Source organism: Thermoactinomyces mirandus, assembly GCF_013868055.1.
Taxonomy (GTDB): Bacteria; Bacillota; Bacilli; order Thermoactinomycetales; family Thermoactinomycetaceae; genus Thermoactinomyces; species Thermoactinomyces mirandus.
The window spans coordinates 1-914 of the sequence record NZ_JACEOL010000063.1 but is presented as its reverse complement, the minus strand read 5'-3'; the positions used below and the strand labels follow the sequence as shown (position 1 = coordinate 914).

Below are 914 nucleotides of genomic sequence, written 5' to 3'. Positions count from 1 at the left end.
ATGAAATCCCATGTCCTGTTTTTTGATGAAGTGGACCGTTCCAGCCTCGCGTATGTCGGTGGAAAAGGAGCCAATCTGGGGGAACTGAGCAAGGCCGGTTTCCCGGTTCCCGGCGGCTTTTGTGTCACTACGCATGCTTACAAGGATTTTATCGCCACCAGTTCGGAAATGGATGCGCTGTTTGCTGAACTGGATCAACTGGATCCGAACGACCTGAATCAGTTGCGGGACTTGGGCGGTCGGATTCGTTCCCATTTATTGAAACTGGAGCTTCCTGTTTCCTTAAGAAACAATATCATTCAAGCCTGGAAGTCGGCAGGAACGCAGTATTTCTATGCGGTCCGTTCCAGCGCCACGGCGGAGGATTTGCCGACGGCCTCGTTTGCCGGGCAACAGGACACCTATTTAAACATCAGAGGGAAAGACGAATTGCTCAAGCATATTCAAAAATGCTGGGCCTCCCTGTTTACCGACCGGGCGATTGTCTACCGGGCCAAAAACGGGTTTGGCCATCGCCAGGTTTACCTGTCGGTAGTAGTGCAACGGATGGTTTGTCCCGAGGTTTCGGGAATCATGTTTACGGCGGACCCGGTAAACGGAAACCGGAAAGTGGTTTCGATCGATGCCAGTTTTGGCCTGGGGGAAGCGATTGTCTCCGGCTTGGTGTCAGCCGACCTGTACAAGGTAAAAGGGGGAAGCATCACAGAGAAAAAAATCCCGGAGAAGAAAATCGCCATTCTCCCCCTGCCGGAAGGGGGGACGGTAACAAAAGAGTTGTCTTTAAGCCAACAGGTTGTGCAGGCCCTGACAGACAATCAGATCCTGCAATTGTCGGAATTGGGCAAAAGAATTGAGAAGCATTTTGGATCGCCGCAGGATATCGAGTTTTGTGTGGAAGACGGGGAGTTTTATGT

General features: G+C 51.5%; 1 protein-coding gene. It reads left to right on the top strand.

Annotated features, from left to right (window positions below):
* On the top strand, positions 1-914 hold a 914-nt coding region (locus H2C83_RS15610), incomplete at both ends, for a PEP/pyruvate-binding domain-containing protein (RefSeq protein WP_281364193.1).